The organism is Micromonospora sp. CP22, assembly GCF_009712475.1.
Taxonomy (GTDB): Bacteria; Actinomycetota; Actinomycetes; order Mycobacteriales; family Micromonosporaceae; genus Micromonospora.
Genome location: NZ_VCJO01000002.1, coordinates 460337 through 472217, shown reverse-complemented (window position 1 = coordinate 472217; position 11881 = coordinate 460337). Strand labels below are relative to the sequence as shown.

Here is an 11881-nt window from a genome sequence, read left to right as displayed (position 1 = left end):
CACCCCCATCACTCAAGAAGATCGGGTTGCGTACGCACGATGTCGGCGTACAACGGCCGGAAGTTGAGTCGGGCGATCCCGGGGCTACCGATCGTGTCGCGGGTGGACCGCGCGGTCTCCGGGTCGAGAGGTATCGGGGTGCCGGCCGCCTCGGCCAGCAACTGCACCTGGCACGAACGGTCCATCGAGATGAACCACCAGGCCGCTTCCTCCACCGAACCGCCGACCGTGAGCAGTCCGTGGTTGCGCATGATGACGGCCTTGCCCGTGCCCAGGGAGTCGGCGATCTGCCAGGCCTCCTCTGTGGCGAGCACGACGCCCCCGTACCGGCCGTAGACGGAGTGATCCTCGAAGAAGGCGCAGGCGTCCTGGGTGATCGGATCGAGTAGGCGACCCAGCGTCGACCAGGCCCGACCGTAGGTGGAGTGCAGATGCACCGCGGCCACCGCGTCCGGCCGCCGATGGTGCACGGCGGTGTGGATGACGAGACCGGCCGGGTTGACCCGGCCCTCCCCGGAGATCACCGAGCCGGTCTGGTCGACCAGGAGCAGGTCACTGGCCCGGACATGACCGAAGTGGACGCCGAACGGGTTGATCCAGAAGTGGTCGGGGTGCTCCGGGTCACGGGCCGTCATGTGTCCGCCCGCGCCCTCGTCGAACCCGAGCCGGGCGAACAGCCGCAGCGCCGCCGCGAGGCGCTCGCGCCGGTGTCGCCGTTCCTCCTCGACGGTGCGCCGCCGCCGGCCGCCGCTAGCCACAGCCACCCGCCGTGTCCGCGTCGTACGCCGTGGTCACCGGCGGTGGGCTCGGGGGCTCGGTCGGTCGCGGCCAGGTCGCGAGGAACGCGTCGAGCCGGTCGTAGCCCCAGAACCGGTGGTGTCCCAGCTTCAGGTAGGGCACCCCGAACACGTCGTCGTGGTAGGCGTGCGACAGGCACTCCACGCCCTCCGCGCGCAGCTCTGGGTCGTCGGCGCAGGCCGCCGCGACGTCCGGGTCGAGTCCGGCCTGAGCGGCGCAGGCGGCCACCACCGCCGGGTCGGAGATGTTCTCCCCGCGCTCCCAGCGGGCGGCCGTGACGGCGTCGTAGAACGGTTCGGCGCGGCCGGACCGGCGGGCCCACAGCCAGGCCAGGTGCGCCGGCTCCCACCACGGATCGACGTCGACCGGCCAGGCCATGGCAGCGCCGTCGGCGGTGGCCAGCCGCTTGGTGTCCAGCAGGATGTACCGGTGCTTGGACCGGCTCATCTGGCCGTAGTGCAGGTCGACGCCGCGTTCGGCGAGCAGCCCGGCGGTCGTACCGTCAGGGTCCCAGTAGGGCAGCCAGTCGAGCGCGTCGAACGCGTCCGGCACGGCGGCCCGCAGCCGTCGCACGGTCAGCCAGCTGTAGGGGCTGCGGAAGGAGAAGTACAACCGGGCCCGTCGGGTCATCGCGCACTCCCGGTGAGCGTGGCGACGATGTCCGGTCCCAGCCGGGCGACCTCGCCGGCCCGGTCGCCCCGGCTGATCGCGTAACCGTGCAGCACCCGGCCCTCGGCCACCGTCAACAGCCGATCGTCGCGCACCACGTGGCAGGTGAGCCGGACCTCGAACAACTGCTCGCGCAGCACCGAGTCGACGTCGACGACGGTGTGCACCGTCTCCTCCATGTGCGCGGCCTGGTGGATCCGCACCCGGGCCCGCGACACCACCGGAATCCAGGCACGTTCGGCCAGCAGCCGGCCCACCGAGATGCCGCGCGCCTCCAACAGCCGGTCCACGGCCGCCTCGACGCAGCGTACGTAGGCCGAGTGCTGCACCCGGTCGGAGTAGTGGCAGTAGAAGTAGCGGGCCCGCCAGGGCCAGTACAGGGCCGGTGAGTCGGGGTCGACGAGTTGGTCACGCACCGGCCGCCGAGGGTCGTAGGGGCGTGACCCGGGTGCGTCGGCCGCACCGCCCAGGTCGTCGACCACCCACGGGGCGAGGTCGGGGGCTACCGGTGTCGACTCCTCGGCCGTGCGCTCGCGTACCAGGGCCAGTCGCACCGAGGCGCGGGCCACCGTCACGTCCCGACCGTCGCGGCGGACCCGGAGCGTGACGTCGAGCCGGTCGCCGCGCCCCCGATCCACCTGTGCGTCCACCTCGTCGTCGATGTCGAGTACGGCGGGTAGCTGCACCGAGCAGTCGACGATCTCCACGCCCAGCCCGTGCCGGTGGAACAGCTGCCCGGGTGGGTGGCCGTGGTCGCGCAGCCACTGCAACACGGCCTCCTCGACCAGGTACATGAAGTGTTTGAAGCCGATCCAGGTGCGGATGTTGGCCCCTTCGAAGCGGGGGCGGCCCGCCACGACGGTCGGGGTCACGGGACCTCCTCGAATTCCGGGCGTGCGGCGAAACGGCACAGCCGGGCCGCGACCTCGGCCGGGTGCCGCAGGTGGCAGAAGTGGTCGTAGCGGTCGTCGACGACGAGTCGGGCGTCGGGCAGCGCCCGGGCGAGGGCACCGGCCGCCGCCGGGCTGAGGGTCGGGTCGTCACCGCCGCCGAGCACCAGCACCGGCGGGCGGACCCGGTCCAGCGGCAGCGCGGCACTGGTGACGTACTGCTCGAAGACCGCGAGGAAGCCGGCCGGTCCGGCCCGGTCGATCGCCTTGCGGGTCATCGTCGCCAGCACGTCGTCCGGCGTACGGGCCAGACGCTCGCCCTGGCGGCTGCGCAGCGACTCGTGGATGTGCCGTTCGAATGCGGCCCGTGCGCGGTCGAACAGCGCCCACGTCACCGGACGGCCGGGAGGGCGGTAGAGCGGGCAGATCAGCGCCACCTGTCGGGCCGGCAGCGCGTCCCGGCACAACAGGTGCAACGTGGCGTTCGCACCGTAGGAGTGGGCGACCAGCAGATCGATCTCCGCGCCGAGCCCGTCGACCGCGTCGGCGAGCGCGTCGGCAGCCGGCCGGTGCCGCCACCGGTAGTCGGTGCCCGGCCGCCACGGCAGGTCGAGTGCGGCCACCCGCCACCGCTGCCCGAGGACGTCGGCCAGCGGCAGCCAGGTACGCCAGGAGTCCTCCAGCCCGTGCGCGAGCACCGCGAGGGGCGCATCGGGCGGGCCGTCCGCCAGCCACCGAGGGCCGTTCGCCGCCGCGCTCACCGGGCACCCACCGATCCGGAGGACACGGTCAGCGACCGGTAGCCGTCGGTCCCGCCACCGCAGGACACCTCGACCGGGCCCCCGGTGGCGCGGACGCGGTCGGCCGCGAGTGCGACGCCGACCAACCCCTGGGCGCCGTAGCAGTCGCCCCACGACGCCACCGTGACCGGCGCGGGAACGCTGCCGTTGAGCCGCACCCGCACCCCGTCCGGGGCGGACTCGACGATCACGCACGCCGCACCGCTGGTGAGGGACTGCCCGTACAGGGCCGTCGCCGTGCCGGTCGCCGCCTCGGCACCCACCACGACCACCCGGCGGGCGCGCCCGGCGCGCAGCAGCAGCGCGGCGGTCGCCAACGCGTCATAGCTCGCGGCGGCACCCGAGCAGACCATGAGGTTGGGGCCGGCGAACCGGAACCAGATCGCGACCACACTGGCGATCACGTTGCTCGACGCGTTCGGGGCGGCGAGCGGGCTGACCGCCCGGACGCCGTCGGTCGTCGCGGTCCGGGCCAGGTCGGCGACGGTGTCGACGTTGCCGAGGTTGCCGCACGCCACCACCGCGACATCGGTCCGTGCGTCGCCACCGGGCCGTACGCCGGCCTCCAGCCCGAGCGCGCGGTGCACCGCGCAGAGCGCCAGCCGGGTCGCGTCGTCCCGGCCGAGCAGGCCCTTGCGGCCCAGCAGCTCGGCGGCGGCGTCGGGCCGGCAGGCGGACGGGTCGCTCTCCGGCAGGTGTATGCCCCACCCGCGCAGCGCCAACGTCGCGGTCAGCATGCCGGCTCCAGCAGCGTCACGGCGTTGACCCCGCCGAAGCCGAACGAGTTGATCTGGGTGAGCGAGCCGGGCACCGCGACCGGGTGGTCCCGGACCAGCCGTACGCCGTCCGCCTCGGCCAGCGGGTTGCCCAGCCCGACCACCGGCGGCACCGCACCGAGCCGCAGCCCGCGTACGGCGATGTCGACCCCGCACAGCGCGGCGGCCCCGGAGGTGTGGCCGATCGCGCCCTTGAGCGCGGTCACCCACGGATCACCCTGGTCCGCGTGGATCACCTCGCGGATCGCCTGGCACTCGGTCGGGTCGTTGAGCGCGGTGCCGGTGCCGTGCGCCACCACGACCCGGACGTCGCGGGCTTCCCGGTCGGCCCGCAGCAACGCGTCGCGCATCGCCCGGGTCATCCCGCCGACGTCGGGCGCGGTCTCGTGCACCGCGTCGCAGGACAACCCGGTGGCCAGCAGGTGGGCCAGGCGCGGACCCGGGCGTTCGACGGGGGTCACCACCACGGCGGCGGCGCCGTCACCGAGCAGCACCCCGGTGCGGTCGCGGTCGAAGGGACGTACCCGTGCGGTGGGCCGGTCGGCCACCTTGCCGATCATCGCCTGCATCGACAGCGTGGCGGTGTCCGCGGCGGCGGCGACCGCCACGTCGGCCTCACCGGCCTCGACCAGGTCCTGGGCCAGGGCCAGCGCGTGCCCACCCGCGCTGCACGCGTTGGCGAGGGTCACCACCTCCCTCACGCCGGGCAGCGCGGCCCGGACCGCCGACCCGAAGTGGAGCTGGTCGACCGGGCACGGGGTGTCGTCCAGCGCCCAGCGTTCGACGTCGGCCAACTGCCGCAGGCCGGTGCCGACCACCACCACGACCCGTTCCCGACGGGCGTCGACACCCGCCTCGGCGGCGGCTGCCCGCAGCACCGTGGCGAGCCAGTCGGCCGCCCGTCCCCGGTCTGCCCGGCCGGCGATCGGATAGGTGGCCCCGACGTTGAGCCGGGCCGCCGTGGCGGCGTCGAAAGGGCGGGCACCGCAGCGGCCGTCGGTCAACGCGGCCCAGGTCCGTGAGCCGTCGCCGAAGCAGGTCAGCTGGGTGGTCGCCGCGATCACCGGCACTGCGGGCTCCTCACCAGCGCCGCCGCCGCAGCACCGTCGAGGCCCTCGGCGACGAGCAGGGCGGTGGTGCCGGGCTTTTCGGGACGGGCCCGCCGGTTGAGGATCAGCTGAGCCAGACCGACCGCAGGCGTCGCGGCGTCGCAGTCGCCGAACGCGGCGGTGACCTGCCGGTGCCGGGGGCGGTGTCCGAGCGCCCGGGTGGCCGCCTCGAACTGACCGTGATCGTCCGGGCCGGTCTCGGCGGTGACGACCAGGTCGACCTCGGTCGCGGCGACACCGGCCCGGTCGAGGGCCCGACGCACACAACCGGACAACGCCTCGGCCCGGCGACCGTCCGGGCCGTACCCGGCCGCGGCGGCCAGGATCCGCGTCCCGGTCCCGCCGGTCGAGCCGTCGTCGTCGCGGCCGACCACGAACGCGGCGGCCGACTCGCCGCAGGCCGCGCCACCGCCGCCCCGGGTCAGCACCTGCGACCACACCCGGTGCGGCGACAGCTCCTCGGCCGCGCCGACCACCATCAGGTCGGCGTAGCCCCGGGCGAGGACATCGGCGGCGTAGCGCAGCGCGTGCAGGAACGCCACCGGTCCGCCGGCCACGGTGGCGTTCACCCCGCGCAGACCGAGCCGGATCGCGGACTGCCCGGCCGCACAGTTCATCACCGTGTTGGGGAAGAGCATCGGGTTGACCAGGTACGGCCGTTCCTGCACCAGGGTCTCCCGGGTGAAGTCACTGGTCGAACGGAAGCTGCCCAGCGTGGTCGCGAGTACCACCCCGATCCGGTCCTGCGGTTGCTGCGCACCGGCGTCGACGCCAGCGTCGCGCAGGGCGTCGGCGCAGGCGGCGACGGCGAGGGCGGTGGTCCGGTCGAAGAAGCTGGTGCCGCGACGGCCGAGGCGTTCCCGCACGTCGAAGCCGTCCACCGCGTGCACCGGCCGGTCCGGGAACGACGGGTCGTCGGGGGCGGTCACCGACGGCAGCAGTACGCCGAGTCCGCGTACCCGCAGCGCGGTCACCGGACCGCTCCGAAGATGACGATCGAGTTGTTGCCGCCGAAGGCGAAGCCGTTGTTCTGCGCCACCCGGACCGTCGCCGGTCGGGCCACGTTGGGCACCGGGTCGACTCCGGCGAGTTCCGGATCGGGATTCGACCAGTTCACCGTCGGTGGCAGGAACCCCTGGTCGATGGCGAGCACACTGGCGATCGCCCCGAAGCCGGACGCGGCACCCATCGTGTGCCCGATCAGGGATTTGATCGAGCTGACCGGTGGCAGGGCCGCGCCGAAGACCTCGACCAGGGCTTTCGCCTCGACCGCGTCGTTGGCCGGGGTGCCGGTGCCGTGGGCGCAGACGTAGTCGACGTCGGCCGGGCCGACACCGGCGTTCTGGTGGGCGATGCGGATGCAGCGGGCGATGCTGGTCCACTCCGGAGCCACCGGATGCTTGGCGTCGCAGTTGAGCCCGTGTCCGAGCAGCTCGGCGTAGATCCGCGCGCCCCGGGCCCGCGCGTGCTCGAAGGTCTCCAACACCAGCACAGCCCCGCCCTCGGCGGTGAGGATGCCGTCGCGATCGCGGTCGAACGGTGCGCAGTCCTGCGCCGCCAGCGCACCGAGCCGGAAGAAACCGGCGTGCGCCCAACGGCAGACCGAGTCCGCGCCACCGGCGAAGACCACGTCCGCCTCGCCGCTGACGAGCAGGTCGAAGCCGTACCCGAGGGCGTAGTTGCTGGCCGAGCAGGCGGTGGCGAGCGTCACCGACTCCCCGGCCAGCCCCAGCTCCTCGCTGACCCCGTGCGCCAGCCGCCCGGCCGGAAGCTGGGCCACCAGGTCCGGGTCGATGCCCGCGAAGCCGTCACCATCGGCGACACGAGCGGCGGTGAACGCCTCCACCGCCACCGACTCGCCGCTGGTCGTACCGATCACGGCGTGCGCCCGTTCCGGACCGCCGGGCAGCCGGTCCAGGTCGAGCCCGGCGTCCTGGGCCGCGAGCCGGGCGGCGGCCGCCGCGAACTGGCTCGACCGCCCCCAGTGCTCCGGCTTCAGCCGCCGCAACGAGCGGTGCGGGTCGAACCCGCGAACCTCACCGGCCCGACGGCGCGGGAATCCGCTGGCGTCGAAGCTGGTGATCTCCGAGATGCCGGACCGGCCGGCACGCAGCCCGGCGGCGAACTCGGCCGGGCCGATCCCGATGCTGGAGACCGGGCCGAGCCCGGTGACCGCGACGCGCACGGAAGTCAGTCCCGCCAGCCCGCGTGCCGGCTGAGGCTCTCGTAGACGGCCTTGAGATTGGTCAGCTCGGGAAGCTCCGACTGGGGGATCTCGACGTGGTACCGCTTGTCCAGCCGGGCGAGGATCTCGATGGCGCGCAGCGAGTCGGCGTCGTGGTCCTCCATGAAGTCGCTGTCGTCAGTCAGCTCCTCGGGCTCGATCTCCAGGACCTCGGCGATGATGCCGCGCAGCTCCTCCAGCCGCTCGCGCGGGTCGCCGGCCTCGTCGGTGTTGCTCATGGGCGTACCTCTCTGCTCGTTGGGTGCAGGGGGTTGCTCAGCGCAGCTGCTCGTCCGGCCGCTGCGCCGCCATCAGGGTTTCGACCCGGGCGATCCGGCGGTCGCCAACCCAGCTCTCGCCGTGGCAGAACCCGGTGTCGGCGACCACCTGGTCCAGCCGCACCACGTGGCGGACCACGTCGCCGGGGTATGCCTCGCCCGACACCTCGTAGCCCCGGGCGGTCAGGAACAGCAGGTGGCGGCGTGGTCCGCGCTTCTCGGCCGACGACTCGCTGTGCTGCCACAGCAGCGCGGCGCTCTGCCCGAGCGACTCAACCAGCAGCGACACCGGGTACGCGAAGCACGACGGCGCGGCGTCGTCCGGCAGATCGGCGTAGCAGGGCTCGTTCGCGGTGATCGCCTTGGTGGTGGTGATGGACTCACCCGCCCGCAACTCCAGCACCCGGTCGACCAGCAGCATCGGAAAGCGTTGCGGCAGCAGGGCGCGGATCTGGGAGTGCTCCAGCACGCCGTCGCCAGCCGGTGCCGACCCGCCGGCGGTGGTGCAGGTGACCCGCATCGTCGCGCAGACACTTCCGTCCCGTCGGGTGCCGGTCGCCGACACCTCCCAGGTGGACCCCTCCTGCGGTCGGGCGGTCGCCTCGATCGACAGTTCGTCACCGACCAGCAGCGGCGCGATCAGCCGCAGGGACGAAACCCGGCACACCCGTGCCGTCCCACCCGGCAGCCCGGCACGGATCAGCTGGCTGAGCGTCTCCAGCACGAAGACGCCCGGGTAGATCGGGAAGCGGGGAAAGTGGCCGCGCAGCGACGGCTCGGTGGCCTCGACCACCTTGCGGGCGTGCAGGACCAGCGGTCCGGTCGTGGCACTCGGCCACCACCTGTCGTACGCCGCCAGTGGCGCGGCCGTCGGAATCTGGATCGTCACAGCGCGATACCTCCGTCCACCCGGAAGACCTGGCCGGTGATGTAGCCGGCGTCCTCGGAGAGCAGGAACGAGACCAGCGGAGCGACGTCCTCGGCGGCACCGAATCGGCGCAGCGGCACCCGGCGCAGGGCGTCGTCGCGCAGCCGGCCGCTCAGCCCTGCGGTCATGTCGGTCTCGATGAAGCCGGGGGCGACCACGTTCACCCGTACCCCGTAGGCGCCGACCTCCTTGGCCAGCGACCGACTGAGCCCGATGACGCCGGCCTTGGTGGCGGCGTACGCGGTCTGGCCGTTGTTGCCGGTGACACCGGCGACGGACGACATGTTCACGATCGCACCGGCCCGCCGCTTCATGAACCGGAACGCGGCCCCCCGACACACGTTGCGGGTGCCGGTGAGGTTGGTCGCGATCGTCGCGTCCCAGTCCGCCGAGGAGGAGAGCACCAGCGGGGCGTCGCGGGTGATCCCGGCGTTGTTGACGACCGCGTCGAGGCCGCCGAGTTCCTTCTCCACCGCGGTGATCAGGTCGTCGACCGCGTCGGGGTCAGCCACGTCGCAGACCCGCATCATCGCCGGCACGCCGAGCGCCTTGAGGTCGATCGCGGTCCGGTCCGCCTCGTCGCTCTCCCGGGCGTGACAACCGGCGACCGCGTAGCCGCGCCGGGCCAGGTCGAGCGCGACGGCCCGGCCGATTCCTCGTGAGGCACCGGTCACGAGCGCGACGCGCCGAGTCATCTCGCCTCCCGACGGGGCAGGGTGCTGGGGGTGCTGCCCGACAGCTCGGGCTGGGTGCACCATCGCCCAGGAAATCCGCCGGTGGCAACGCGTTCGAGCAGCGGAGACCACACGCCACTCAGGCGTCGGCGGCCCACTCCTCGAGCACCTCGGCCGTGTCCGCGCCGGCCGCCGGGGCGGCCCGGCGGATCCGGGTGGGAGTGCGGGAGAACTTGGCGGCCGGGCCGGTCAGCTCGGCCTCGGTGCCGTTGTGCAGCCGGGTCCGCTGCAACATCTGCCGGGCCCGTACCTGCGGGTCGTCGGCGACCTGGCGCAGCTTTCGCACCTGCGACACGGCCAGGCCGGCCTCGGTGAGCGCGGCCACCGCCGCCGACACGGTCACCGTCGCGCACCAGCCCGCCACGATCGCGTTGACCAGGCTCCGGTTGGCCAGGCGGTCCCGGTTGGTGGCGAACGCCGGATCGCGGGCCAGCTCCGGGCGGCCCATCAGCTCGGCCAGCCGCCGCCAGTGACGGTTGAGCGATACGGCGAGGTAGATGTCGCCGTCGCGGCAGTGGTAGACGTTGGCCGGCACCACGAAGTCGGTCTGGTTGCCCATCCGCTGCGGTGGGGCACCGGCCGCCGCCAGCGACAGCAGGCCGCTGCTGCTGAACAGCAGCGAGTCGAGCATGGCGACGTCGACGTGCTGACCCTCGCCGGTACGCCACCGGTGTGCCAGCGCACCGAGCGCCGCGATGGCGGCGTGCAGCCCGGCCAACTCGTCGGCGAGGAACGTCGGGGCGCGTACCGGCTGCCCGTCAGGCGGTCCGTTGAGCGCCATCCACCCGCCGTCGGCCTGCACCACCGGGTCGTAGGCCGACCGGTCGATGCCGGGACCGTACTGACCCCAGCCGGACACCGAGACGTAGACCAGCTCCGGTCGGACAGCCCGGCACTGCGCATAGCCGACGCCCCACCCCTCCAGCACGCCGGGACGGTAGTTCTCGACCAGCACGTCGGCCACGCGTACCAGGGAGAGCAGGGTGCGTCGGCCCTCGTCGGTCCGCAGGTCCGCGCCGACGCTGCGCTTGTTGCGGTTGACGCTCTCGCGGAACCAGGACAGGCCGGTGCCCGGGATCGCGGGTGGCACCTCACCGTCGCGGCCACCGGGCAGCTCGACCCGTACGACGTCGGCACCGAGATCGGCCAGCACACAGGTGGCCAGCGGCCCGGACCAGACCTTCGTCACGTCGAGGACCCGGACGCCGTGCAGCGGCCCGTCGAGGTCGTCGCGGGCGTCACGGAAGAACTGCTCGCGGTCCATCGTCAGACCCGTTCGAGCAGGCTCGCGGTGCCGAGGGAGCCACCGCAGCACATCGTCACCAGGGCCGTGGCGGCGTCCCGGCGTTCCAGCTCGTGCAGCGCGGTGACCAGCAGGCGGGTGCCGCTGGCCCCGAGGGGATGACCGAGCGCGATGGCACCGCCGTTGACGTTGACCCGCCCCGGATCGACGGGGAAGGCGGACAGCCAGTTGAGCACCACGGCGGAGAACGCCTCGTTCACCTCGAACAGGTCGATGTCGTCCGGCCGGGCACCGGCCCGGTCGAGCAGCCTGGTGGTGGCGGCCACCGGTCCGTCGAGGAGGAAGTAGGGGTCGGCGCCGGTCACCACCTGCTGCGCCAACCGCGCCCGAGGGGTCAGGCCGTACGCGCGGGCCCGCTCCGCCGACATCCACAGGATCGCCGCCGCGCCGTCGGAGAGCTGGGAGATGGTGCCGGCGGTGTGCAGCCCGTCGTCGACGACCGGGCGCAGCGCTGCCAGCCCGGCCGGGGTGGTGGCCCGCAGCCCCTCGTCACGGTCGACGCGGCGGGTGCCGTCGGCGGTCGGAGCGTCGACGGCGACCAGCTCGGCGTCGAACCGACCGGCGTCCCACGCGGCGGCGGCTCGTTCCTGCGACCGCACTCCGTACGCGTCGAGTTCGGCCCGGCTCAGCCCCTGCCGCCGCGCGATACGTTCGGCCCCGCCGAACTGCGCGTGCGGTGGGTCGTCCCAGGGATAGTCGCGGGTCTTGTAGTGGCCGGGCCCGAGGTGCAGGTTGCTGCCGATCGGCACCCGGCTCATCGACTCCACCCCGCAGGCGATGCCGACGTCGATCGCACCCGCCGCGATCAGAGCCGCGACGAGATGGTTGGCCTGCTGCGCGGAACCGCACGACACGTCCACAGTGGTGCACCCGACCGCCGGGCTGAAACCGGTGCTCAGCCAGGCGTTGCGGGTGACGTTGAGGCTCTGCTCGCCGATCTGTGTCACACAGCCACCGACGACCTGGTCGACCTCGTCCGGCTGGACACCGGCCCGGTCGAGGACCTCGCGCTGCACGATCCGCAGCAGCTCGACCGCCTTGAGGCCGGACAGCCAGCCGTCCCGACGACCGATCGGGGTGCGGGCGGCGGCGACGATCACCGGCTCACGGCCGCTGACCGACGTCACCGCTCCACCAGTTCGATCGCCAGCTTCGGGCACGCCCGCACGGCCTCCTCCGCTGCCGGTAGCTGCGGTGGGTCAAGCGTCGGTGTCCGTACGACGAGGACGTCGTCGGCGTCGAGGGCGAAGATCTCCGGTGCGATCTGCGCGCACAGACCGGTGCTGTCGCACTGATCGGTGTCTACCCGAACCCGCATTCTCCGCACGCTACCCGCGCCCTCCGGGGCCGCCTAGTGTGCTCGACAGTGGAG

The 11881-nt window shown here is 73.4% G+C and carries 14 protein-coding genes; all 14 read right to left on the bottom strand.

Features of this window, described 5'->3' with window-relative positions:
• Positions 1-8: 8 nt before the first annotated feature.
• Positions 9-764, bottom strand: coding sequence for a class II aldolase/adducin family protein (locus FF096_RS05465; RefSeq protein ID WP_375335289.1), 756 nt, complete (start codon positions 762-764; stop codon positions 9-11).
• On the bottom strand, positions 751-1428 hold the full coding sequence (locus FF096_RS05460; RefSeq protein ID WP_155215230.1) for a 2-hydroxychromene-2-carboxylate isomerase: 678 nt from the start codon (positions 1426-1428) through the stop codon (positions 751-753). The genes FF096_RS05465 and FF096_RS05460 overlap by 14 nt, the downstream gene beginning before the upstream one ends.
• Positions 1425-2339, bottom strand: coding sequence for a thioesterase family protein (locus FF096_RS05455; protein ID WP_309222736.1), 915 nt, complete (start codon positions 2337-2339; stop codon positions 1425-1427). The genes FF096_RS05460 and FF096_RS05455 overlap by 4 nt, the downstream gene beginning before the upstream one ends.
• Positions 2336-3118: an alpha/beta hydrolase gene (locus FF096_RS05450; RefSeq protein WP_309222735.1), complete on the bottom strand. Its 783-nt coding sequence runs from the start codon at positions 3116-3118 to the stop codon at positions 2336-2338. Before FF096_RS05450 ends, FF096_RS05455 begins: the two co-directional genes overlap by 4 nt.
• Complete coding sequence (locus FF096_RS05445; protein ID WP_155215229.1) at positions 3115-3894, bottom strand: beta-ketoacyl synthase N-terminal-like domain-containing protein; 780 nt, start codon at positions 3892-3894, stop codon at positions 3115-3117. Before FF096_RS05445 ends, FF096_RS05450 begins: the two co-directional genes overlap by 4 nt.
• The gene (locus FF096_RS05440) at positions 3888-5003 is read right to left on the bottom strand and encodes a beta-ketoacyl synthase N-terminal-like domain-containing protein (RefSeq protein ID WP_309222734.1); all 1116 of its coding nucleotides are present in this window, start codon (positions 5001-5003) and stop codon (positions 3888-3890) included. The genes FF096_RS05445 and FF096_RS05440 overlap by 7 nt, the downstream gene beginning before the upstream one ends.
• Positions 4994-6016: a beta-ketoacyl synthase N-terminal-like domain-containing protein gene (locus FF096_RS05435; protein ID WP_309222733.1), complete on the bottom strand. Its 1023-nt coding sequence runs from the start codon at positions 6014-6016 to the stop codon at positions 4994-4996. Before FF096_RS05435 ends, FF096_RS05440 begins: the two co-directional genes overlap by 10 nt.
• Positions 6013-7227, bottom strand: a complete 1215-nt coding sequence (locus FF096_RS05430; RefSeq protein ID WP_309222732.1) for a beta-ketoacyl-[acyl-carrier-protein] synthase family protein — start codon at positions 7225-7227, stop codon at positions 6013-6015. The genes FF096_RS05435 and FF096_RS05430 overlap by 4 nt, the downstream gene beginning before the upstream one ends.
• A 5-nt stretch (positions 7228-7232) precedes the next feature.
• Positions 7233-7505, bottom strand: coding sequence for an acyl carrier protein (locus FF096_RS05425; protein WP_155215227.1), 273 nt, complete (start codon positions 7503-7505; stop codon positions 7233-7235).
• Between the two features lie 37 nt (positions 7506-7542).
• A complete protein-coding gene (locus FF096_RS05420) occupies positions 7543-8433 on the bottom strand; it encodes a hypothetical protein (protein WP_155215226.1) in 891 nt (296 codons plus the stop codon).
• Positions 8430-9167, bottom strand: coding sequence for a 3-oxoacyl-ACP reductase FabG (gene fabG, locus FF096_RS05415; protein WP_155215225.1), 738 nt, complete (start codon positions 9165-9167; stop codon positions 8430-8432). Before fabG ends, FF096_RS05420 begins: the two co-directional genes overlap by 4 nt.
• Positions 9168-9285: 118 nt before the next feature.
• Positions 9286-10470, bottom strand: a complete 1185-nt coding sequence (locus tag FF096_RS05410; protein ID WP_155215224.1) for a CaiB/BaiF CoA-transferase family protein — start codon at positions 10468-10470, stop codon at positions 9286-9288.
• Between the two features lie 2 nt (positions 10471-10472).
• Positions 10473-11669 (bottom strand): steroid 3-ketoacyl-CoA thiolase, encoded by a 1197-nt coding sequence (locus FF096_RS05405; protein WP_309222731.1) that lies wholly within the window; start codon positions 11667-11669, stop codon positions 10473-10475.
• Positions 11633-11827 carry a ferredoxin gene (locus FF096_RS05400; protein WP_155215223.1) on the bottom strand — a complete coding sequence of 65 codons (195 nt, stop codon included), beginning with the start codon at positions 11825-11827 and terminating at the stop codon, positions 11633-11635. Before FF096_RS05400 ends, FF096_RS05405 begins: the two co-directional genes overlap by 37 nt.
• Positions 11828-11881: the final 54 nt, after the last annotated feature.